The following is a 21,707-nucleotide window of genomic DNA, read 5'->3' as shown; positions in this document are numbered from 1 at the left end:
TGTCCCTCGCTGAAGTGCTATTTTTGCGCTATCGCTGACACTGTTTACAAAAAAACGTATTACGCTGACCAATAACTTTACTTTGAATTTCGGTGTCACATACTTCACACGGCTCGCCTTTTCTTCCGTACACGTTAAGGTGCTGTGCAAAGTAACCTGGATTACCGTCGGTTTGTGCGAAGTCTTTTAGTGTCGTGCCCCCTTGCTCTATGGCTTTGGCCAGCACCTGCTTTATGGTGCCAGTGAGGGCTTTATAACGGGCCTTGCTGATTTTTCCGGCCTGACGCCGAGGGTCTATACCAGCTAAAAAGAGCGCTTCGTTCGCATAGATATTCCCAACGCCGACTACGACGGCATTATCCATAATGAAGTTTTTAACCGCACTTTGCTTACCTCGCGAGAGAGAGTACAAGCGCTCATCGTCAAATGCGTCTGTAAGAGGCTCAGGGCCTAAATGAGACATCATCTTCAACGTATCACCCGTTTCTTGCCAAAGAACAGCACCAAAGCGCCTAGGGTCATTAAAACGCAAGCATTTACCGGTATCCATAACAATGTCGACATGATCATGCTTAAAAACAGGCGTATTTGCATCAATCACCCGTAACTTGCCAGACATTCCTAAATGCAAAATAATAGTTCCTACGTCAGTATCGAGCATTAAATATTTTGCCCGACGTCTTATCGCAGTAATTATCTGACCTTCAGCCTGCAGCACCTCTTCGGGAATGGGCCATCGCATGCGTCGTTCTCGAATAATGATACGGCTAATTTTATTGTTTAGCAGGTGAGGGGTAACCCCCAAACGACTGACTTCAACTTCTGGCAATTCAGGCATGTTGTACTCCAAAGCCTAGACGCGCACCTATCAATATACGCGTCATGGTAGCTGTTCACCTTTAACCGACGGCTCACGCAACCAAGGGAGCAGCGTTGTGATGGACGCGTTATTCAGCGTATACCATGTATTATTGGTTTTTACGGTAATAGGGTTAGTTTGGGGGTAAAACGCAAAAACAAGACCATTAGGCTCCCCCGCCAACCATGCCACGACAATATAGGGTTCGGTATGCTGTAGCGCGTTATCGGGTAACGTTGTTTGCTGTAAGCTAGCGTGTTGCCATGCGTCGAACTGCGCTTTAGGTGATATAGCAAGTGGCGACACCGAAGACACTTGCCGCCATTGTTGACCGCTGCGTTCAAGCTTGTTTTTGTCGTGCTCAATTTTAAGCACATAGGCAGATGTGGGCAATAAAGGCCGACTATCAGGTTGCTTTGGCTTAGGAAGAAAGCTGTCTATATTAAAAAGCGCTATCATAATGAGCATGGCGATAATAACGACGTTATTCATTGCTCGTTGAGAAAGTCTAGCCACCTGCACACCCTATTGTTTTTTAGCTATAGTACCTTCAACTGTAGTACCTGCAACCATCCTTAACGCAAAAAACCCGGCATGGGCCGGGTTTTCGTGGAGACAAAAGCAAGTGCTCTTTCTAAAAGGGCTTTACTTGATTTTTGCCTCTTTGAACATAACGTGCTTACGCACAACAGGATCAAACTTTTTGATCTCCATTTTGCCAGGCATGTTACGTTTGTTCTTATCAGTGGTGTAGAAAAAACCTGTGCCAGCTGAAGAAACTAATTTAATTTTATCACGCATTGTCGGCTTCCTTAGATTTTCTCACCACGGGCACGGACGTCAGCTAATACTGAATCAATACCTTTCTTATCGATGATACGCATGCCTTTTGCAGACAAACGTAGTTTAACAAAACGGTTTTCGCTCTCAACCCAAAAACGGTGAGTTTGAAGGTTTGGCAAAAAGCGACGACGAGTCGCATTTCTTGCGTGTGAACGGTTATTACCAACCGTTGGACGCTTACCTGTTACTTGACATACTCTTGACATTGTATTTGTCTCCAGAACAACGATAACTGTCGCGTCAGTCAATCCCAGCGCTCAAACTGTCGTTGGGTCAAATGACGTATTACTATAAATTAGAGGGCGCATTTTATACAGCAAACACAGACTTATTTCAATAAGAAAGTAAAAAAAGCGCAATATTTATCGCCTAATCGGTGCATATTACTGTATATCCACATTTAAACCATAAAAAAATGCACTTTTATTGAAAACACTTCTCAACCGCCATTTTCAAATTTACATTACTGCGCGATGTGTTCTTTTTTTAGCAAAACACAAATTTTGCCCTAAAATTTCGGGTCATCAACATCATTTACATCTCGTTTTGACCTTTTTAGTTAAGGGTAACGGGTGGCGTGAAAAATCGCGTTTTGCCGTAAAATACGTCACTATTATTTGCTTAATCATGCGCGTGATTCATTCAAATTCGCAAGATAACACGTTCGGTTTACGCCACAGTGTAAGCCATTACTTTGTGCGCTAGGTAATATTGCATTGATTCTAACACAGGGTGAAACGTGCTAATAATGTAGGCGGCTTAAAAGCCCTTGGCAGTAATTTGCGCTTATGAAAACACGCTGTCGACCGTTAACGATAGAGTTGTACTGTGAAAACGGTAAACGCATTACCACATATTTAACTGAACACAATGAGGTGAAAATTTGCGCAGAATTATTACTTTCGGCACGTTTGATGTACTTCATATTGGGCATATACGCATTCTTAAACGTGCGCGTGCACTTGGCTCCCATCTCATTGTGGGTATATCTTCTGATGAACTTAATTTCAGTAAAAAAGGGCGCAATCCCATTTACCCCTATTCCAGTCGAGAAGAGTTACTTACTTCTATGCGTTTTGTTGACGAAGCATTTATGGAAGAGTCACTCGAGAAAAAGCGTGACTATATCAAACAGCATAACGCTGACGTGCTAGTGATGGGAGATGACTGGAAAGGTAAATTTGACGAATTTAAAGATTGTTGTGAAGTTGTTTATTTACCTCGTACGCCCTCTATCTCTACCACTGAAATTATCGAGATTATAAAAGAAACAAATTAATGCGGCTCTTGCGTTAATGCCCTAATACGAACAAAAGCGCGTTCCCACTCTCCTTCGCCTGATAACAATACCATTACACGTTTTATTGATACGTCATCGGCCGTTATGGCATTGCAGCGTCTAGGAAGGCCTGTGGAAACCTTTGATATCTCGCTCCGTGATGTGTGTACTTAATAACATAACATAGCCTAGCGCGTTACAGGGCGCCCTTAATGCAGCGCAAAACGGCTCACTAAGCGTGTAAAGTATTAACCCGACACCTTAAAAAACAAAAAAGGAGCTTTCGCTCCTTTTTCTAATCGTAAAACGGTGATCGTATTTCAGTAACGTCAATTAAACGTACTGGCCGTCTAAGAAGCTGCCCCCCATCACGGGAAATAGGTACCCAAGGGAATAACCCTCGCCCTTTTGAAGGAGTCAGTAAAAACAGATCGGTAGGGATAGAAATATAGAAGCCCTTAGTAAAGCTGCCTTCACCATATTCTTCAGCAGATACATCGGTAAAGGCTGCATAAGCCCCGACGACAATGCCGCTATCAAAACGTTTAGCAAAGTCGATGTTTACCCCTTTGTCTTTTGCTAAGAACTGCCCTACTCCTACAGTAACTTGAGTACCTTTTAAGAATTCAGGTTTCCAATAAACGCTAGCGTGTCCCGTGATAGCTTCATAATCAATAGTGGCCAATTGGCTATTCGGATCGCGCTGTTTAACGTAGTTTATATCTATTCCGTATGCCACGTTGCTATCAACTGGGCGATACAATAGTTCACCACCTACACCAGCAAACATCGTTTCTAAATAGCCACCATATACTTGCCCAAAGACATTTTCACTGATGCTATCTTTGTAGTGAAGAAACGCCGTATCTAGGCCTACAGGATTGTCAGACACATATTCACGAACACGGGTTCGCACACGTGGCAATGTCGTTTCTTCACCATCGACTAAAAAGTTAAATTTATCGAAGTTTTCAAATAAGGTAACACGAGCACTGCCCATTAAAGCAAGCTTACGATTAAACGCATACCCACTGCTTAATACCAAACCTGTTTGGAACAAATAAAAGTCTTCAGGGTTACCAAACGACTGAGACCAGAAAAGATCGGCACTATAAAAAAGGCCCGAATCGTTTTCAGGATCATAGGCATTGATAACTTCTTCAGATGGCGCCGTACGTTCATACGTATCGGTAATATCAGTATCAATACCCTCGTATCTGGCAGCAGCAATAAACGCTTCAGCATCAACTTCAGTATCAACCATCGGCAACCCACCACGGTTATCGATAATGTGATAGGTTTTCACCGAGTCCGGTAGTTCAGACGCCACTTCCCTGCCAATGCGCTCTATGGCTTCTTCTTGGTCGCGATAAGACACTTGCGTGCCATAGAACGTTGCTTCATCTTCTGTAATTTCAGCGTCTGATAACAAAAAGCCCGATGTGGTGTACAAGTTATTGTATAAGCGTGACTTATTAACGTCGTCAATCGTATCTGGCGCTTGACGTGCCATGATAGAACGCGGCTCGTTATCCACTTTTATTTGGCTTATCGTGTTCATATTAAAACGATAGCTCACGCCAAATCCTATGGTGTTTCCACGCTGGTAATTAAGGCTAAAGTCAAGGTCATTCCAGCGGTACACAGCCCCCACATTCCAGCGAGAATCTTGTTGCAGTTCACCGGCCCGGTCTCTTGAATAGTCATTGCCTTCAAGTTCTAATTTAAGCGTTAACGGTTCCCATGGCGTTTGATACTCAATACCACCAAAAACGGCCATTGTGCCTTTAAAAAACTGGTCATAGTCGACCTTCCCGCCACGCCCAGAAAACCCAGTAGGACGACTACAAAAGCTCTCCCTTACTTCACATAATGGACTGGTAATATCATCGGCAGTACCTAAATACCCCCAACCAAGGCCTAGATGTATATCAAAAGGGCCAACTGATTTACTGGCATTGATATATTCGCTTTCAAAAAAACCCGTACCGCCGAAATCTCTAAACCCTACAGAGATATCAGGCATGTAATAACTTTCTTTCCATAGCCTGAATTTTACATCTAACCCTTTGTCTTTTAACGTCTGATCGCCACTAAATGAAGGGAACTGACTATAGAGGCGTGTTCTTACGTCGGTATAACGCGCGGTTGCTTGCATCCAATCAAACAGCTGTAAGTTAACAGAGAAAAAACGGTATTCCCCGTTATCGGTATAGTTAATTGAAAAATCACCTTCTTCGCCCATGCGAGCGGTAGGCGTTTGGATAAGCCCGCTGCCCCCTTGCACCATTTGTGATGACTTTACTTTTAATTCGGTATCGGCAAAAGCTGATGATGTAAATACGCTACCAACAGCGATGGCAATAGCGGCTTTGTTAAAGAGTGATTGAGCGCTCATTGAGGGAGGATCCTATGTACTGCTAGCGCGGCAATGCGCGCGTTCAACGTATCCAATGTTGAATCGAATAACCCGGTAGATAACGGGGCAACAATGTGGCTACCTGGCATAAGCTGAGTAAAATCGATATTCCAATATGCTATGCCACGCTTAGATATCGTGCCGCCTGGCGCGACGACATATACAAAACTGTTGTCTGCATTAGGCGTCGATTTCACACCGCTATGTAACGTAAATAAAGAGGTATTACTTTTATGCTCGTATGCGCCAGGTTTTGCTACCACACCAGAGAAATGAACCACGTTTGGCCGGCCACTTAAACGTATTAAATAACGACCTTCTTTGAACATAGGGTTGTCAGCGAAAATTAACCGTGCGCGATTATATGATACTGGCATAACCTTGCGAGTAGCCACCGTCCAATCGCTTATTTGGGTGTAAAGCGACTCAAGCGTGTTGCGCATATCGACATTATCACTATATGCCCCTAGTAATTTACGCAAATGAGATAACACCGCTTCTTTTTCTCTTTCTGCGGTACTGTCGGTCAAATCATAGACCGCAGACGTCGGCCAGTACCATTCACCATTGTTTTCAACAATTGATAATACGTTACTTAATCTAATTGGCTGTTCAAACTCATACGCCGTCGTATTAATAATGACTGTTACTTTTGCACTAACAGAAAGGCTGAAAATAAAACTCAACAATAAAAGTGATGTGGTTAAGTATTTCATTGTGCGCCCTCTTGCTTATTCATAAGACGAACAATACGGCTTAGATACACCATGTCGTATACATCACCTTTCGGGTTAAACTTTTGCGATGTGGCTAGCAGCTGTTTTGTAGAGGCATGCAGATAATATGTATTTTCCCAAGATAAGCCAATTTCAATATAGGGTGTAGTACTGGGAAACGTAACCTGTTCTTTTACTGCCAGCATAGGGATAGCGTACCCCATGTACTCGCGTGTTTCCTCGCCGGTAATGCGCCATGTAGACTTTACGCCAAGGCCATAACCAACATTCTCGACATCCACCTTGCGCCCCCATTGAAACGCCAGTGTATCGTCGCTGCCAAGGGGGTTATTCTGAAGGTTGCCGGTGTAATGCAAGTCGCTATCAAGGCCTTCAGTCTGCACGATAACCCCATGTTGCATGGTGAAAACAATATTGTCTCCTGATATCCAGCGGTATTTTTCACCGTCGATAAAGGCGAGGGCAAGCACAGCAAGATCGCGCTCACCGGCCTTAATTTGCATTACGTCGGCCTTGCTAGCTGCAACTTCTGCTTCTGACAATTCGACTGAACGCCCTTTAAAAGCAATATTTATAGTATTGAAATAGGCTTGCGTGGTTGTAGAGCAACCAGATATTAAAAGGCTAAGCGAGCAAACTAAAGCCAGTAAAAAATGTAGTTTCATGTGAATGCATCGATGGTTGAAGCGTTATTGAAAAATAGGAGATAAAAATAAAAAAGCCGCTAATAAAAGCGGCTTTTTTGAATAAGCTTTAACTTACTGAACAGTAGGCGTATACGTGAACGTTACTGGAACAGTAATAGTTTGTGTAACTGTTTGCGTGCCCGATACCGTAACAGTGTTAGTTAGTGTATTGGTTGTACCAACACAAACACCGTCTACTAATGGGTCATCGCCTTCACACGTTGGCTCTGGATCTGGGCCTGGACCTGGACCTGGCTCTTGGCCTGGAGCATCAGCAGAGTTGTTATTGCTAATACCAACCGCAACACCCAACACAACCGCACCAGTAAGAATACCACCAACGCCTACACCACCTAAACCAGTAGTGCCTGTACCACCTGCGTTATCTTGCGCATTTACGCCAGCAACCATAGTTGCTGCTGCAAACAATGCAATAATTGACTTTTTCATAATAGTCCTTTCAAGAAATTTACCCATTAGATCCTATGCTAAATCATTTTCAACTATTTGACTAGAATATAATCGACAAATGACATAGAAAGTTTAGTTTATCAGCCCGCGCTGTGCAAATGAAACCGTTTCCGTGTCTCCCACAACAAAATGATCCAACACGGAGACATCGATCATGTCCATTGCCGTTTTGATCTCATTGGTTAAACGAATATCGGCATGGCTTGGTTCAGCAATGCCTGACGGATGGTTATGAACAAGAATAATGGCTGCTGCATTATCTTTCATTACCTGTTTTACCAGTTCTCTTGGATACACCGCGGCGCTGTTTATTGTGCCAGTGAACATTTCTCGAAAAGCAATAAGTTGGTGCTGGCTATCAAGCATTAACATGGCAAATTTTTCTTGCTGACAGTCTCGCAACTTGGCTCTCAAGTAGTATTTTGTATCTTCAACATTATGAAAGGCATTTTGTCGCGTAAGCGGAATCTCCAAATTGCGTTTAAACACTTCAAATGACGCTTGAAACTGCACGTACTTGCATGTTCCTAAGCCTTTTATTGATGTAAACTCATCTTCACTGGCTAATACTACTTCTCGCAACGACCCCAAGCGCATCAGTAGGTCGTGAGACAGCTGCAAGGCCGACTTTCCTTTTACGCCTTTCCCTAACATGACGGCGAGCAACTCAGCATCACTTAGCCGTTCAGCGCCTAGGTGCAAAAGCTTCTCTCGTGGCCTCTCTTGTATCGGCCATACTTTTATTGTCATTGCTCTTAACCTTTGTCCATATCTATCGTTATTACACACTAAGCGGTTAAGTGTGCGCGACTGAACATAAGTCGAGTTCGCCGTATTGTTATGTATTCACATACATAGAACCCACATGTTCAGCTACCTAACAAAAAGCCTTCATGATAGGCTTAACGCATAAAAAGACGGTTTGAACTATTTATGTCATTAGCTAATAAAAACATATTGCTTGGAGTATGCGGAGGGATTGCCGCCTACAAAACGCCAGATCTTGTTCGTAAACTAAAAGCACTGAATGCCAATGTACGTGTGGTAGTAACAGACTCTGCTACCGAATTCGTGAGTACACTCTCTTTACAAGCCGTATCCGGCAACCCAGTTCATCAACATCTTTTAGATCCCGCAGCGGAAGCCGCAATGGGGCATATAGAATTAGCTAAGTGGGCTGATATCTTATTGATAGCGCCTGCAACGGCAAATACCATGGCTAAACTTGCGCATGGTATGGCAGATGACTTGTTAACAACGTTATATCTTGCAACGACTGCGCGTATTTTTATTGCTCCAGCCATGAATCAGCAAATGTGGAAAGCGTCAGCTACTCAGGTTAACAGCTCAATATTATTGCAGCATGGCGTTACATTTATTGGCCCAGATAGTGGCGAGCAAGCATGTGGAGATGTTGGCGCAGGCAGAATGGTTGAACCGCAAGATATTGCCGATAAAGTATCACACGCATTCGATAGCGATACGCCAAAGCCCCTTGCCAATAGACACGTTGTTGTTACCGCGGGTCCAACCCGCGAACCCCTTGACCCTGTGCGTTATATCTCAAATCATAGCTCAGGAAAAATGGGCTTTGCTATTGCTGAAGCTGCAAAGCGCGCTGGTGCGTCGGTAACATTAATAGCCGGGCCTGTTAGCCTAGCGACTCCCGAAGGGTGTGAACGCGTTGACGTGCTCAGTGCCGATGATATGTTGGACGCCTGTAAAAATACGCTCGATACGTGCGATATTTTTATCGCCACCGCAGCGGTAGCTGATTACAAAGCAACACAGGTTGCTGATAATAAAATAAAAAAAACTGGCGATGAGTTAACACTTACTTTTACAAAAAACCCTGATATTCTAGCAACGGTTGCTCAGCAAGAGAAAAAACCATTTTGTGTCGGTTTTGCGGCAGAGAGCCAGAATGTTGAAACGTATGCACGCGGCAAACTCGCTAATAAAAACCTTGATATGATTGCAGCTAATGATATTACTGCCGAAGGGTTGGGGTTTAACAGCGACAGTAACGCCCTGCATGTGATTTGGCCTGATGGTGATGAAAAATTACCCGCCACCAGCAAGTCGGCATTAGCAATACAGCTCGTGGCGCTTATCAGTGAGCAATATAATAAAAATAACTAAAACGCTATCGTAGAACTAGAGCATGCTGCTCTAAACAACTTAACATGGAACACGGACACATGCTGTTCGGTTGTGGAGGAATACTCTCGTCATGCCTGCTGTGAAAAAAACAAATCGCCGAGCGCAAATTTTGCAAGCCCTTGCGGGAATGTTAGAAACAAGCCCTGGCCAGCGCATTACTACCGCTAAACTTGCTGAAAAAGTAGGTGTGTCGGAAGCAGCGCTGTATAGACACTTCCCAAGTAAAGCAAGAATGTTCGAAGGCCTCATTGAGTTTATCGAAGAAACATTGTTTACCCGGATTAACAAAATTATTGATGAAGAAAAAGACTCTTTGGCTCGTTGCCAACTTATTCTTCACCTTATTTTAGGTTTTGCAGAAAAGAACCCTGGCATTACACGTATTTTAAATGGTGATGCACTTATGGGTGAACAAGAGCGGTTGCGAACCCGTATTGCAAAGCTGTATGAACGTTTAGAAACACAGCTAAAGCAGGTATTACGAGAAAGAAAGCTACGCGAAGGCAAAACGCTTACCGCTGATGAATCTGTCATTGCCAATATGCTTATTTGTTATACCGATGGCCGTATTAATCTTTTCATTCGCAGTGGGTTTACACGCAAACCTACTGAACAATTTAATGATCAGTGGGCAACGTTTAAACAACTGTTTGTTTAATTTTTACTGCTAATTCAAAACAAAAGGGCCAGCACAATGTGCTGGCCCTTTTTATTTAATGCTACATAAACCGTCGATACAAACTACTTCGATTTAGAAAACGTATTTCCAAAGAAGTCGCCTTCATTCCACATTGGTTTTTCTTCTTGATTTGCCAACGTCAAACCAATTTGGGCATTTACCTTGGTAAAGGTTTCAGCCGCTTTCCAATTGAAAGGCTGGTTAACATCATCGCTTGGCTTGTGATAGTGCGTAGATAAGAACTGACCAAACACCTTGCTGCCATCAACGTTAGGATCTTTCGATTTAAGGCCTGGCACCATGAATACTGCCGGCACACCTTGCTTTACAAATGCATAGTGGTCAGAGCGAGTGAATAACGCTTGGTCTGGCCACGGGTCTGGGCTTAATTCGATGTCAGCGTTGGCGGCTGCTTTTTCAACTGATGCTTGTAGATCGCTATGGTTAGCGCCAAAAGCAATAACATCGGCAAACTCATAAGTAAGAATTGGCATGTCTAAATTGACGTTAGCAACCATTGAAGTAACCGGCACCGTCGGGTTGCGCGCAAAATAATCTGCGCCCAATAAGCCTTTTTCTTCGCCGGTAACCGATACAAACAAAATGGAACGCTTAGGCTTTTCTTTCATTTCACTGAACAAACGTGCCGTTTCCAACATAACCGACGTACCAGAAGCATTGTCCATCGCGCCGTTATTTATATTGTCTTTCTTCACGGTTTTCGCAAAGCCAATATGGTCAGAGTGTGCTGAAAATACAACGTACTCATTTTTTAATTCAGGGTCTGAGCCTTCAAGCACGCCCACTACATTAGGGCTTGTTATCACGTCATGCGTGCTAGTTTTACTTATATTGACGGTGCCAGGCAATGCAAACCCAGCAGGAACCTTGTCGGCTTCAAGTTCAGCATAAACGTCATCTAAGCTACGCGCAGCGCCTTCAAATAACTTACGTGCGGCCGCTTCACTCATGTAAGCGCCACCCTTAATTTGTGGGAAGCTGTTTGCTGGTTCGCCGTTTTCATTCAACCATGCCATACGAGGAGTATGGATATAGCTTAAACGACTTTGATAAGGGCGTACTTTTTCATTTTTAGGTGTCGTAATGGTGATCATGCCAACAGCGCCACGGTCAGCAGCATACTTTTGTTTTTGATAACCCGAGGCAAAATGTGCCCCTTCTTCAGAAGGAAAATCACTAGGCTTACCCGCCAACGTAACCACTATTTTGCCTTCGACATCAATATCGCTGTAGTCGTTATGGGAAAGCTCATCAGCTACGATACCGTAACCTACGAATACCATTTCGCCCGACACTGTCGCTTCCGTATTTAAAAGGCTAGGCCCTGCTAAGTACTCTTTAGGATAAGCAAAATCGATAGTGTCATCACCACGACGTAGCGTAAAAGAAGGCGACTCTTGCACTAAGTTCGCTTTACGGAATGTCACATTTTGAATGTAGCCATCGGTGCCCGCTGGTTTTAAGCCATATTTTGCAAATTCTGTCGCAATATAGAGAGCGGCAATTTCGTGTCCTCTAGAACCGGTATCTCTGCCCTCTAATAAATCATCAGCCAGAAAAAACAGGTGTGATTTTATACGCTGAGTATCAGGGTTAAAGGCTTGTTCTGTCGCATTGTGATTGTGCGCGCATGCCGTAAATGACATTGCGGTAAACGCACTACCTAGGAGAAGTTTTTTTATCATTGTATTTCACCATTGCTTGTTGTGAGAATATAGTAACGCAGTGGGTTACTATATCAATGCGTAGCGCTTGGATTTTCGACCATTGCCCGTATATATAGACCACTGTAAAATCGACAGGCCGTTTTAGCCCTCTATCTTCTATTAAAGAGCAGTTTATGACCGAAGAACTCACCCTTTATCGCGTTCAATTTATTAACGACGGTGAACGTTACGAACTTTATGTAAAAGCCTTGTCGCAAGGTGCTTTATTTGGTTTTGTTGAAATTGGCGACTTTGTTTGGGACACCCACACCAGCGTGGTTGTCGATCCGTCTCATGAAAGGTTGAAAGCTGAGTTTGCAGAAGTGAATAAAACCTATATTCCGATGCACAATATTTTACGAATTGATTCAGTAACGAAAAAAGGTTTAGCCAAAATTACTAAATTAGAAAATAAATCTGATAAAGTAACAAGGTTTCCAAGTCCCATATATACACCAAAAGAGTAACCAGCCGGGCGATACCGGTATACAGGTTGCCGGAGGCCCTTATGTTTCGCTACGCATTACTCGTGATTTTAGCCGCCAGTAGTTTCATGCTGTCAGCACAACAAAATAAAGATACTACCTTCTATTCACTGCTTGATGATATCTGGCAGTATGAATTATCTATTTCTCCGCTGCTTGCTTCTCGACACGGTGTTGAAGCGCAAAATAGCAAGCTTCCTGATATCTCTTTGAAAGCGTTAGGTGAACAGCACGCTAAGTGGGTGGACTATCGCACGGCGCTTAACGCCTACTCAGATAAAAATTTATCTCAAGATGCGTACATTGCGCTATTAATGCAAAAGTACCGTATCGATAATTACATTGATGATTACCGTTTTCGTTCGTATCTGGTTCCTATTAATTCCGAATATGGATTTCATAGTGCAATGGGCGGCCTACCTAATGTCGCGTCTTTTAAAACCCAAAAGGATTATGACGATTACTTAGCGCGACTAGATGCACTACTCCCTTACTTCATGCAACAAATTGATTATATGAGAGCAGGTATTGCTGAAGGTTATACCCAGCCTCGTGTGGTTCTTGAAGGGTTTGAAGATTCTATCTCGACTTATCTGGTTGAGAGCGCAGAGGAAAGCGGCTTTTTTGCCCCCTTTACTTCATTTCCTGAATTCATCGATGAAACACAACAACAGGCATTGAAACAGCGCGCTATTGAAACCATTACTACTCGTGTGTTACCTGCTTATCAGGCGTTTTATGACTTTATGGTAGAAACGTATATTCCAAGCTCTCGAGAGGACATTGCCGCGAAAAGTTGGCCCGACGGTGAGCAATATTATGCCAATAGAGCAAAACACTACACCACAACAGACATGAGCCCAGAAGCAATCCACGCTTTAGGTCTTAAAGAAGTAAAACGTATTCGTGCTGAAATGCAGGCTGTTGTGGATAAGGTGAACTTTGACGGCTCAATTAATGATTTCATTGCTTTCTTACGAGAAGATCCTCAGTTTTATGCTGAAAGTGCAGAAGCGCTTTTAAAAGAAGCGTCGTTTATTGCTAAGAAGATGGACGCTAAGCTTCCACAGTTGTTTGAATACTTACCGCGCACTCCTTATGGTGTTGCTCCCGTACCCGATAGCATTGCCCCTAAATATACGACTGGCCGATATATTCACCCTAGCAGAGATGACCAACCAGGTTATTATTGGGTTAATACCTACGCCTTAGATAAACGTCCTTTATATGCCTTACCCGCACTAACATTGCACGAGGCCGTGCCAGGTCACCACCTGCAAATATCGCTTGCGGCTGAGTTAGAAGATTTACCTATGGTGCGTCGCAACACGTATATTTCAGCCTTTGGTGAAGGCTGGGGACTATATTCTGAATTCTTAGGTATAGAAGTAGGTATTTATGAAGACCCTTATGATGACTTCGGGCGTCTTAGCTATGAAATGTGGCGAGCGTGCCGTCTGGTTGTAGATACAGGCATGCACATGATGGGCTGGAGCAGACAACAAGCCGTTGACTTTATGATGGAAAATACCGCGCTTTCTGAGCACAACGTCAATACTGAAATAGACCGTTATATTTCATGGCCAGCGCAAGCACTCTCTTACAAGATTGGTGAAATAAAAATAAAAGCCCTTCGAAAAAAAGCAGAGCAGGCATTAGGGGCTAATTTTGACGTTCGTAAATTTCATCGCGCTGTGTTAGAAAACGGTTCTGTTCCTCTATTTATCCTAGAGCAGCATATCAATTCATTTATAGAAGAAGAAAAGGCAAAAATATGATTCTTGTCGCGTTTGGTATCATAGGGCTACTTACCCTGTTTTTGATTTACTTTGTCTTACGCATTCAAAACTTACAAAGAGAGTTAGCGTTAACTCGCCATTCGGTAAAACAGAGTAACAGCAAGGTGAATTATGCTTACCACAACCTTGTATTAGTTACCGATGCGCTGGAGAAGGCTTATACATCTCGTATTGAAAGTGCATTTAAGAGTAAGCTTATCGAGCAAAATCAGTACAATGCATTGCTTCCGTTAATGCGTAACTTCTCTACTGTCGTCATGCTGTGTAACGAGAAAGGGGCAACACTAGAGGAAGCATTGAAAAAAGCATTGGCGTCTGAGAGCACCTCGTTTGAAGATGTCATTGAAGTTGTCAAAGCATTACCAAGTAATGTCAGAATGGCATGGTCTAAAAATACTGCCGACGGCTTTATTAACTTTTGCCAGTTGGTTACGAATACAGTAAACGGTAATAATCCTAAAGCAACGCCAGCACCGTCTCACCCGGCTCAAGCCTAACTAAAGATCTTCATATATATCAAATAACTAGCGATGTGTGTGCTGCCAAGCAGCGCACATTGCTTGAAAAGGTATTGCGCTTCACTATAATACTGTACATACATACAGTATTTTGGTGCTATGAAAACGTCTCTTACCGCTTTATATGACAACCCCAATATCTGGCGTGCTAGCCAGCGTACCTCCTGTGAGCAAAAATATGCATTAGGTCATCAGCCCTTAGATAATGCATTGAATGGCGGTATCGCCCCCTCTGGCGTGGTTCGTATATCGTCTCATACCGGTATTGGTGAACTGTCGTTGTTCAAGGCCGTATTGACTGAACCTCAAAAACATAAGCTTCGGGTATTCATCAATTGTCCCGCCATTATCCAAGCACCATGGTTAAATGCATTTGGTATAGATTTAAAGCAAACGTTAGCGATTAATGCGCAATCTGATGACGACGCTTTGTGGGCAGCAGAACAATGCTTGAAAAGCACTGCGTGCCATTGCGTTGTATTGTGGAACAACAAGTTAACTGCAAAAACGGCTCGCCGTTTACAGGTGGCTTCCACACATAACGATGCGCTGTGTTTAATTTTCTGTGATAACCCGCGTGACACATCACTGCCTATCAGTTTAGACCTCTCACTGCATCGACATGAGAAGAATGTCACTGTTGATGTACTTAAACAACGCCATGGCTGGCCCGTAAAAGGCATAAGTATTTCACTACCATGGACGCCCGATAATACCGCTATTCAATCTGCTATGTGCAAAAGCACATCGCAGCAACAGGCCTTTAACTCGGTTATTTAACCATGATTTGGGCGTACTTTTACTGTTATCAATTAACGCTGGATGCACACGCGCAATGTTGTGATGCGCAAGAATATGCTGAGCCTATCATCACATACAGTGATAAAGACAATTGCGTTATACAGTTAAATCAGGCAGCAACAAATGCCGGTATTGAAAGCGGCCATGGGCTTGCTCAAACAGCTGCATTATGTCCGCATGTAAACATACTAACGTTTGATGCAGATGCAGAAAAACGTACGCTTACCGCGTTAGCCCATCGGCTCTATCCGTTAGCCTCAGACATTATGCTCGATAGCATCAGCGGTATGGCGATAAGGCTAGACAACTTGCTACAGTATTATGGTAGCTACGATATTTTGTGGAATGTATTAACGCAAGAGTTCAATCATGAGGGTATTCACTATCATTACGCTACCGCGTGGGGTATAGAAGCTGCAAAGCTACTTGCGCATCAAGCTATAAATAAATGCGGCTATACGCAGCAAGACATTACTCGCTTGTTATCGACCTGCCTACTTAAGCATAGTGAATTAGATAATAAAACGCTGTCTACCTTATCTAAAGTAGGCATTCACAATGTCGGGCAGTTATTACGTTTGCCTGTTCACGAACTAGGCCGTCGATTTTCCAACACGGTAATTCAATATTTAACCGCATTACGCGGTGAAACTTTTCCACAAGTAACGCTATTTAGACCCTCAGAACATTTTGAGTCGTTTATTCTATTACCTTACGAAGTGGAAAATACCGCACACCTCATGCGCTACGTTACACAATGTATTACCGCACTAGAGCATTATCTTCGAGCAAGAAACTTACTTACCAGCCTATTAACCTTTACGATATCCTATCGAGAAGGCCAGCCCCTTGTGTTTTCGGTGAGCGCAGCAACACCGCAATCATCACTATCAAGCTGGCTGTCATTGGTAAGTTTAAAGATAGAGACCATCACGCTCTTAGCGCCGGCGATTTCTATTGCATTACACTGTGAACAATTTGAGCTGATTGAGGAAGGAACAACAGACTTCTTCTCAAACCGATTTACCACAATTGCGCAGAAGCAACTTATTGGTCGGCTAAAGGCAAAGTTAGGCGACACTAGTACCTACACGCCTGCGCTTGGTGACAGTCATATGTTCGAACAACAAACCTGTACTAATGTCGTCACTGAAAAAGCCGTTCAATATACTGCCGTTAGCCCTACCTTCTTACTAGAGACCCCTACACCACTCACCACATCAACAAAAATATGTTTCGGTCCAGTAAGACTAGAAAGCGGTTGGTGGGAACAACTCAATTACAAACGCGACTACTTTATTGCCCAAACAAACGCTGGCGTGCGCTTATTGGTATTTAAAGATCAAGATCAGTCTTGGTGGGTACAAGGGGTATATAGCTAGTGTATAGCGAGCTTTTTTGTCAAAGCCATTTTAGCTTCCTTTGTGGTGCCTCGTCTCCTGCAGAACTGGTTACTACCGCGTCGTTTTTAGGGTACGACGCTATTGCAATTACTGATGAATGCTCTGTCGCCGGTGTGGTAAAAGCGTATGACGAAATAATCCATCAACGCTTACCGATAAAACTGATAGTGGGAAGCTACTTTACTTTTAATGATGAATTGTCATTTGTTTTGCTGTGCCCTGATAAAAAAGCCTACACCGAACTATGCCGAATTATCACTAACGCAAGACGACGTTCTGAAAAAGGGGAATATCAACTGGCAGAGTGGGACTTAAAAACTATTAAATCCTGTGAGCTTATTTGGCTACCGTCGGGTAACGAAACGCAAGATGACTATTGGGCTAGCTGGTTTATAAAACACCCTGCGATTAACGTTTATATTGGTGGACAACGCTTACTTGATGGGTGCGATCATACCCGCTTTGAAACCTATATGCGGTTGAGTGACACCTACCACTTTCCTATTATCGCTTGCACGGGTGCACTTATGCACCATAGCGATAGGCTAAGTTTGCAACATGTTCTGCATGCGACACGCATACACAAACCGGTCAGCCAGATAGGAGCGGCGTTACTCAGTAATGCAGAACGAAGCCTACGAACAATAAACAAACTTAATAAGCTCTATCCAAAAGCATGGATAACTAACACTAATGCACTTACTGGCCATTGTCATTTTTCGTTAGGGGAGCTGTGTTATCAATATCCAGCCGAACTGGTTCCTAGCGGTTACACACCCACTCGCTATCTTAGGGAGCGTGTGGAAGCCGGCATAAAAATACGCTTCCCTGAAGGGCTTTCTAAAGATATTAGGGCCATTATTGAAAAAGAGTTAACGCTCATACAGGCACAGCAATACGAATATTTCTTTCTTACCATTTATGACATTGTGCAGTTTGCTAAGCGCCAAGGTATTCTTTATCAAGGTAGAGGGTCGGCGGCGAATTCCGTCGTGTGTTATTGCCTTGAAATCACCGCAGTAGACCCTCGCCAAATTAATGTGTTGTTCGAGCGCTTCATTTCAAAAGAACGTAATGAGCCCCCTGATATCGATGTCGACTTTGAACATCAACGGCGAGAAGAGGTAATCCAATATATTTACGGTAAATATGGACGAGAGCGCACTGCTTTAGCATCTACCGTTATTACCTATCGCTTTAAGTCTGCTTTTAAGGATGTCGGGAAGGCTCTTGGATTTAGTGAGTCACAACTTACCTTCGTTATGAAACAAATTAATCGCAGAGACAGTGTTATTCCTTGGCAGTCTCAAATACACGCGTTAGGGCTAAACCCTACTGACAAACGTGTAGAGCAACTCATTAACTTAACTGAACAATTGTTAGGTACACCGCGCCATTTATCTCAACATGTAGGCGGATTTGTTATCAGCGCAGGCCCCTTATACGAATTAGTTCCGGTAGAAAATGCGTCGATGCCCGATCGTACGATCATTCAGTGGGATAAAGACGATATTGAAACGTTGGGCTTATTAAAAGTCGATGTATTAGCACTAGGTATGCTTAGCGCTATACGGCGTACATTTGACATGATCAATAAGCATTACGAGACCGAAGTAAGCATTCCGTTTATTACTAAACTCGGTGATGATAGACAGGTTTACGACATGATATGCAGCGCTGACACCGTAGGCGTATTCCAAATAGAGTCGCGAGCTCAAATGTCTATGTTGCCACGCTTAAAACCTCGTCGTTACTATGATTTGGTTGTCCAAATCGCCATTGTGCGGCCAGGCCCGATACAAGGGGATATGGTACACCCTTACCTTTTACGCCGTCATGGTAATGAAACTATCAGTTACCCATCAAAAGACGTTGAGAAAGTACTGTCTCGCACTATGGGCGTACCTATATTTCAAGAGCAAGTTATTCAGCTTGCAATGGTTGCAGCAGGTTTTAGCGGCGGAGAAGCCGATCAGTTACGACGCGCAATGGCAAGCTGGAAGAAAGATGGCCGTATTTATGAGTTTAGGGATAAGCTAATTAAAGGGATGATAGATAGAGGGTACGATGAGCAGTTTTCTAAAAACCTTTTTGAGCAAATAAAAGGGTTTGCAGGATACGGCTTTCCAGAGTCACATTCTGCGTCTTTTGCCGTACTCGCGTACGTGTCATGTTGGTTAAAATTCTATTTCCCGGTGGAATTTTATGTGGCGCTACTCAATAGTTATCCTATGGGCTTCTACACCCCCTCTCAATTAATGCAAGATGCTAAGCGCCACAACATTGCGATTAAGGCACCTTGTATCAACGCATCTCAATACGAAAGCGAGGCAAAAGTCGAACGCCAAACAAAATACATTCAACTTGGCCTTCGGTTAGTAAAAGGGTTAAGTGAAGACGGTGCAAAAAAAATAGTAAACGCGCGCCCATCAACGGGCTTTATACGTATTTCTGATCTTCAGCTATTGTCTCTTAGGCAAGACGAACTTGAAGCACTTGCTAGCGCAAACGCATTTTCATCTATTGCCGGAGATCGCTATGAAGCGCGTTGGCGGATGATGGATACGCAAGCCTCCTTACCACTCTTTGACGATATTGATGAGAAAAGCGACTTTGTGCATAAGCCAAATGCGGTACAAAACCTCATTGAAGACTACGCCTCTATAGGGCTATCTTTAGGCGACCATCCGATATCACTCATTCATAGAGAAAGAAAACCTACTCGCATTATTCGTGCTAACGTCTTGGCGACTAAGCCACATAAATCTATCGTTAGCGTGTTGGGTTGTGTTACTGGGCGTCAAGCTCCCGGAACGGCAGCTGGGGTGACATTTCTTACTTTAGAAGATGACACTGGGAATATTAATGTTGTTGTATGGCAATCCACGGCACGCGCTCAACAACTTCCCTTCTTAAAAGCAAAGCTGTTGCAGGTAAGTGGAATTTTAGAGCGCTCTAAGGAAGGTGTAATACATATCATTGCTGGGAAATTAATTGACCGTACGCCATGGCTTGATGCGCTGAATGTGCCCTCTCGAGATTTTCATTAGCATAATGGAACCTAAACAAATAACGCATTTACATACACCGTAACCTGACGTAGCTTTAACATATCTCAATATTGGAGTTTACTGTGAAGCTACGCTTTCTTTTTCTACTACTCTTGATCAGCACTGAATTTGCATCTGCTGATACCTATATTGTTGGCGCTCAAAACATCGAATACTATCCTCACTATGATTTTGCCGCCTCGAACGATAAAGGCCTTGGCTGGGCAGTTTTACAAGCTTTTTCCGAACATTCTGGTCATACGTTTGTTTATCTTAGTATGCCGGTACGTCGCCTACAGATGGAAATGCAGAAGGGTAATGTCGATTTCGTATACCCTGATAGCCCACGATGGTACAACCAAATTACAAAAGCAGAAGAGAAGATATTTTCTGAAACAATCGCCGAAACGCTCTCTGTAACCTTCGTTAAGCCACCGTCAGTAGGCAAAGGGTTTGATTCAGTAAAGCGTCTTGCGGTTCCATTTGGCTTTACTCCTGTAGAATGGCAGCAGCGTATTGATGATAACCTTACTGAAATAACCTCAGTAGAAGATGTATATACTGGGTTTTCATTACTTAATACCGGTCGCATTGACGCCATCGATATTGAATACCATGTGGGTCAAGCAGTACTAGAACGAAACCCAGCTCTCGGTGAGTTTGTTATAGACGTAACCTTGCCTCACAATATTGTGAACTTCCGACTGTCTACTATTCACCACAACACCCTTATCAACGAATTAAACATCTTCCTTTCGGAAAGCACTGCACTCATCGACGCGCTAAAAAAGCAATATAGAATCGATGATGGAACACAAATTATTGAGTCATACCGCTCGCAACAAGGCGTGCGTAAAGAAGATATCTGGTCCTCCCTGTAAATATTTCTCTGTACACGTTATATATTTCCATCACTTCCTCGCCTCATCGAAATAAAAAAGATAACTTACTGATATAAAACAAATTTAAAAATTGGAAAGTAATTTGCTTCTAATAATGCATAAAGGGAGCAAATTAATGAACAAGAAGTTATTAGCAGCTGCAATGCTGTCATCAGGGTTATATGTATTACCATCAACCGCAGGTCAACAAGTCAGTGTCGACTATATGATAGGCTTTGATGATGTAGATGGAATTCGATTCGCGTATCAACCTTTAGAGCAGTCGTTAAGCACCAGTTGGTTTGGCGAGATAACATTGTCATGGGAGGTAAGCGCGGTGGTATGGGAATACGGCGATGGTAATACGCGAAGCTCTAGTTACGCGGCGTCACTTACCCCCGTTTTCAAAAAGCAAATAGCATCATGGAACGATGACTATCCTGTCTATATCGAGGCGGGTATAGGCGTAAGCTATATCGGTGATCAAGAGATTGCGGGTAAAGATATCGGCTCTAACTACCAGTTCGAAGATAGACTTGGAATATTAGTTGAGTTAGATGAATCACATGACATTGCAATGCGTTATATGCACTTTTCTAATGGTGGTTTTAATAATAATAACCCTGGGTTAGATTTCTTAAGTTTGTCTTACGCCTACCGGTTCTAAATTAAAAACTAAAGAGAAATGGGGAACGCCTTAGTATTTATATTATCCACGCAGTCCGACAGCATCGATACGTAAAGCGCACAACATTTTTCATAATAAAAAGCCCCTGTCGTTAGACAGGGGCTTTTTTTTGCTTGTTTTATGCTTAAGCCGTGTGCTCATACCGGCAAACAGTAGACATTTATGATGATCTCATGCCCACTTTTCTTTACCGCCTAAAAGCAAAAAACCCGCCGTTAG

The 21,707-nt window shown here is 43.2% G+C and carries 21 protein-coding genes; 11 read left to right on the top strand and 10 right to left on the bottom strand.

Going from position 1 to position 21,707, the window contains the following annotated elements; translation table 11 throughout:
• Positions 1-28 precede the first annotated feature (28 nt).
• The 4 genes from mutM to rpmB all read right to left on the bottom strand — a co-directional run bounded on the left by mutM (position 29) and on the right by rpmB (position 1,908).
• On the bottom strand, positions 29-838 hold the full coding sequence (gene mutM / locus AC27EZ_RS06250) for a bifunctional DNA-formamidopyrimidine glycosylase/DNA-(apurinic or apyrimidinic site) lyase (RefSeq protein ID WP_487134513.1): 810 nt from the start codon (positions 836-838) through the stop codon (positions 29-31).
• Positions 839-880: 42 nt separating this feature from the next.
• Positions 881-1,375, bottom strand: a complete 495-nt coding sequence (locus AC27EZ_RS06245) for a hypothetical protein (RefSeq protein ID WP_487134512.1) — start codon at positions 1,373-1,375, stop codon at positions 881-883.
• A 129-nt stretch (positions 1,376-1,504) separates the two neighbouring features.
• Positions 1,505-1,660, bottom strand: a complete 156-nt coding sequence (rpmG, locus tag AC27EZ_RS06240; RefSeq protein WP_013786148.1) for a 50S ribosomal protein L33 — start codon at positions 1,658-1,660, stop codon at positions 1,505-1,507.
• An 11-nt stretch (positions 1,661-1,671) separates the two neighbouring features.
• Positions 1,672-1,908, bottom strand: coding sequence for a 50S ribosomal protein L28 (rpmB, locus tag AC27EZ_RS06235; protein WP_421133075.1), 237 nt, complete (start codon positions 1,906-1,908; stop codon positions 1,672-1,674).
• Positions 1,909-2,585: 677 nt separating this feature from the next.
• Here rpmB and AC27EZ_RS06230 point away from each other — a divergent pair.
• Positions 2,586-2,981: an FAD synthase family protein gene (locus tag AC27EZ_RS06230; RefSeq protein WP_487134511.1), complete on the top strand. Its 396-nt coding sequence runs from the start codon at positions 2,586-2,588 to the stop codon at positions 2,979-2,981.
• A 295-nt stretch (positions 2,982-3,276) separates the two neighbouring features.
• On the opposite strand, the gene AC27EZ_RS06225 is transcribed toward AC27EZ_RS06230, so the two are convergent.
• From AC27EZ_RS06225 to radC, 5 genes are all read right to left on the bottom strand, one after another.
• Complete coding sequence (locus AC27EZ_RS06225; RefSeq protein ID WP_487134510.1) at positions 3,277-5,379, bottom strand: YjbH domain-containing protein; 2,103 nt, start codon at positions 5,377-5,379, stop codon at positions 3,277-3,279.
• Positions 5,376-6,116, bottom strand: coding sequence for a capsule biosynthesis GfcC family protein (locus AC27EZ_RS06220; RefSeq protein ID WP_487134509.1), 741 nt, complete (start codon positions 6,114-6,116; stop codon positions 5,376-5,378). Before AC27EZ_RS06220 ends, AC27EZ_RS06225 begins: the two co-directional genes overlap by 4 nt.
• Positions 6,113-6,802 (bottom strand): YjbF family lipoprotein, encoded by a 690-nt coding sequence (locus AC27EZ_RS06215; protein ID WP_487134508.1) that lies wholly within the window; start codon positions 6,800-6,802, stop codon positions 6,113-6,115. The genes AC27EZ_RS06220 and AC27EZ_RS06215 overlap by 4 nt, the downstream gene beginning before the upstream one ends.
• A gap of 93 nt (positions 6,803-6,895) precedes the next feature.
• A complete protein-coding gene (locus AC27EZ_RS06210) occupies positions 6,896-7,273 on the bottom strand; it encodes a hypothetical protein (protein WP_487134507.1) in 378 nt (125 codons plus the stop codon).
• A 93-nt stretch (positions 7,274-7,366) separates the two neighbouring features.
• On the bottom strand, positions 7,367-8,044 hold the full coding sequence (gene radC, locus AC27EZ_RS06205) for a RadC family protein (RefSeq protein WP_487134506.1): 678 nt from the start codon (positions 8,042-8,044) through the stop codon (positions 7,367-7,369).
• A 183-nt stretch (positions 8,045-8,227) separates the two neighbouring features.
• Between radC and coaBC the strand changes: the two genes are divergently transcribed.
• Together coaBC and slmA are read left to right on the top strand one after the other, a co-directional pair.
• Complete coding sequence (gene coaBC, locus AC27EZ_RS06200; RefSeq protein ID WP_487134505.1) at positions 8,228-9,436, top strand: bifunctional phosphopantothenoylcysteine decarboxylase/phosphopantothenate--cysteine ligase CoaBC; 1,209 nt, start codon at positions 8,228-8,230, stop codon at positions 9,434-9,436.
• A 91-nt stretch (positions 9,437-9,527) separates the two neighbouring features.
• Positions 9,528-10,115, top strand: a complete 588-nt coding sequence (slmA, locus tag AC27EZ_RS06195; protein WP_421133067.1) for a nucleoid occlusion factor SlmA — start codon at positions 9,528-9,530, stop codon at positions 10,113-10,115.
• 83 nt (positions 10,116-10,198) lie between these two features.
• Here the strand turns inward: slmA and AC27EZ_RS06190 are convergent, their stop codons facing one another.
• Positions 10,199-11,842, bottom strand: coding sequence for a M28 family metallopeptidase (locus AC27EZ_RS06190; protein WP_487134504.1), 1,644 nt, complete (start codon positions 11,840-11,842; stop codon positions 10,199-10,201).
• 155 nt (positions 11,843-11,997) lie between these two features.
• Between AC27EZ_RS06190 and AC27EZ_RS06185 the strand changes: the two genes are divergently transcribed.
• The 8 genes from AC27EZ_RS06185 to AC27EZ_RS06150 all read left to right on the top strand — a co-directional run bounded on the left by AC27EZ_RS06185 (position 11,998) and on the right by AC27EZ_RS06150 (position 21,467).
• Positions 11,998-12,330: a DUF1820 family protein gene (locus AC27EZ_RS06185; protein ID WP_487134503.1), complete on the top strand. Its 333-nt coding sequence runs from the start codon at positions 11,998-12,000 to the stop codon at positions 12,328-12,330.
• Positions 12,331-12,371: 41 nt separating this feature from the next.
• The gene (locus AC27EZ_RS06180; RefSeq protein WP_487134502.1) at positions 12,372-14,126 is read left to right on the top strand and encodes a DUF885 domain-containing protein; all 1,755 of its coding nucleotides are present in this window, start codon (positions 12,372-12,374) and stop codon (positions 14,124-14,126) included.
• Positions 14,123-14,644, top strand: coding sequence for a hypothetical protein (locus tag AC27EZ_RS06175; RefSeq protein ID WP_487134501.1), 522 nt, complete (start codon positions 14,123-14,125; stop codon positions 14,642-14,644). Before AC27EZ_RS06180 ends, AC27EZ_RS06175 begins: the two co-directional genes overlap by 4 nt.
• A 120-nt stretch (positions 14,645-14,764) precedes the next feature.
• Positions 14,765-15,445, top strand: a complete 681-nt coding sequence (gene imuA / locus AC27EZ_RS06170; protein ID WP_487134500.1) for a translesion DNA synthesis-associated protein ImuA — start codon at positions 14,765-14,767, stop codon at positions 15,443-15,445.
• Positions 15,446-15,447: 2 nt separating this feature from the next.
• A complete protein-coding gene (locus AC27EZ_RS06165; RefSeq protein WP_487134499.1) occupies positions 15,448-16,848 on the top strand; it encodes a Y-family DNA polymerase in 1,401 nt (466 codons plus the stop codon).
• Positions 16,848-19,919, top strand: coding sequence for an error-prone DNA polymerase (locus AC27EZ_RS06160; RefSeq protein ID WP_487134498.1), 3,072 nt, complete (start codon positions 16,848-16,850; stop codon positions 19,917-19,919). Before AC27EZ_RS06165 ends, AC27EZ_RS06160 begins: the two co-directional genes overlap by 1 nt.
• Before the next feature lie 83 nt (positions 19,920-20,002).
• Positions 20,003-20,800 (top strand): hypothetical protein, encoded by a 798-nt coding sequence (locus AC27EZ_RS06155; protein WP_487134497.1) that lies wholly within the window; start codon positions 20,003-20,005, stop codon positions 20,798-20,800.
• Between the two features lie 136 nt (positions 20,801-20,936).
• Complete coding sequence (locus tag AC27EZ_RS06150) at positions 20,937-21,467, top strand: acyloxyacyl hydrolase (RefSeq protein ID WP_487134496.1); 531 nt, start codon at positions 20,937-20,939, stop codon at positions 21,465-21,467.
• Positions 21,468-21,707: the final 240 nt, after the last annotated feature.

It is taken from the genome of Alteromonas sp. 4NH20-0056 (genome assembly GCF_057539655.1).
The sequence above is the reverse complement of the archived record's forward strand: the minus strand, read 5'-3'. Positions and strand labels throughout refer to the sequence as shown.

Excerpts from the sequence above, each read along its gene's own strand:
- coaBC (WP_487134505.1), top strand. The coding sequence starts at position 8,228 with ATGTCATTAGCTAATAAAAACATATTGCTTGGAGTATGCGGAGGGATT.
- AC27EZ_RS06220 (WP_487134509.1), bottom strand. The coding sequence starts at position 6,116 with ATGAAATACTTAACCACATCACTTTTATTGTTGAGTTTTATTTTCAGC.
- slmA (WP_421133067.1), top strand. The coding sequence starts at position 9,528 with ATGCCTGCTGTGAAAAAAACAAATCGCCGAGCGCAAATTTTGCAAGCC.
- AC27EZ_RS06215 (WP_487134508.1), bottom strand. The coding sequence starts at position 6,802 with ATGAAACTACATTTTTTACTGGCTTTAGTTTGCTCGCTTAGCCTTTTA.
- AC27EZ_RS06175 (WP_487134501.1), top strand. The coding sequence starts at position 14,123 with ATGATTCTTGTCGCGTTTGGTATCATAGGGCTACTTACCCTGTTTTTG.
- radC (WP_487134506.1), bottom strand. The coding sequence starts at position 8,044 with ATGACAATAAAAGTATGGCCGATACAAGAGAGGCCACGAGAGAAGCTT.
- AC27EZ_RS06185 (WP_487134503.1), top strand. The coding sequence starts at position 11,998 with ATGACCGAAGAACTCACCCTTTATCGCGTTCAATTTATTAACGACGGT.
- rpmB (WP_421133075.1), bottom strand. The coding sequence starts at position 1,908 with ATGTCAAGAGTATGTCAAGTAACAGGTAAGCGTCCAACGGTTGGTAAT.
- imuA (WP_487134500.1), top strand. The coding sequence starts at position 14,765 with ATGAAAACGTCTCTTACCGCTTTATATGACAACCCCAATATCTGGCGT.
- AC27EZ_RS06150 (WP_487134496.1), top strand. The coding sequence starts at position 20,937 with ATGAACAAGAAGTTATTAGCAGCTGCAATGCTGTCATCAGGGTTATAT.
- AC27EZ_RS06190 (WP_487134504.1), bottom strand. The coding sequence starts at position 11,842 with ATGATAAAAAAACTTCTCCTAGGTAGTGCGTTTACCGCAATGTCATTT.
- AC27EZ_RS06210 (WP_487134507.1), bottom strand. The coding sequence starts at position 7,273 with ATGAAAAAGTCAATTATTGCATTGTTTGCAGCAGCAACTATGGTTGCT.
- rpmG (WP_013786148.1), bottom strand. The coding sequence starts at position 1,660 with ATGCGTGATAAAATTAAATTAGTTTCTTCAGCTGGCACAGGTTTTTTC.
- AC27EZ_RS06180 (WP_487134502.1), top strand. The coding sequence starts at position 12,372 with ATGTTTCGCTACGCATTACTCGTGATTTTAGCCGCCAGTAGTTTCATG.
- mutM (WP_487134513.1), bottom strand. The coding sequence starts at position 838 with ATGCCTGAATTGCCAGAAGTTGAAGTCAGTCGTTTGGGGGTTACCCCT.
- AC27EZ_RS06225 (WP_487134510.1), bottom strand. The coding sequence starts at position 5,379 with ATGAGCGCTCAATCACTCTTTAACAAAGCCGCTATTGCCATCGCTGTT.
- AC27EZ_RS06165 (WP_487134499.1), top strand. The coding sequence starts at position 15,448 with ATGATTTGGGCGTACTTTTACTGTTATCAATTAACGCTGGATGCACAC.